The organism is Pseudoalteromonas sp. S3260, assembly GCF_005886925.1.
GTDB lineage: Bacteria > Pseudomonadota > Gammaproteobacteria > Enterobacterales > Alteromonadaceae > Pseudoalteromonas > Pseudoalteromonas tetraodonis.
Genome location: NZ_PNCV01000277.1, coordinates 1 through 412 on the forward strand (window position 1 = coordinate 1; position 412 = coordinate 412).

The 412-nt window shown below is 50.2% G+C and carries 1 protein-coding gene; it reads left to right on the forward strand.

All coding sequences use genetic code 11. The annotated features are described in order from the left end of the window. On the forward strand, nt 1–412 hold a 412-nt coding region (locus CWC14_RS18455), incomplete at both ends, for a penicillin acylase family protein (protein WP_138564333.1).

The following is a 412-nucleotide window of genomic DNA, read 5'->3' on the forward strand; positions in this document are numbered from 1 at the left end:
CAGTCATTGTTTTGCTACTTCTGGTAACGGCAGTCCTTTATGCCATTTTATATCTCAGTTTGCCAAGCCTCGATGGTCGCGGTCAAAGTCAGAGCATTGATAAAGTGGTGACGATAAAGCGCGATGCGCTAGGGCAGGCCATTGTCGATGCTCACTCAATGGCCGATGCCGCATATGGGCTGGGTTTTGCCCATTCGCAAGACCGTTTCTTTCAAATGGATTTACTGCGGCGTAATGCGGCGGGCGAACTTAGTGCGCTTTTTGGTGAGGCCGCTTTGCCATTGGATAAGAAAATGCGTTTCCATCAACTGCGTAAACGCTCAAAGCGCATTTATGCTCAGCTTAAACCCGCACAACAGCAATTGCTTCAGCGCTATAGCCAAGGCGTGAATGATGCCCAGCAGGCGCAGAG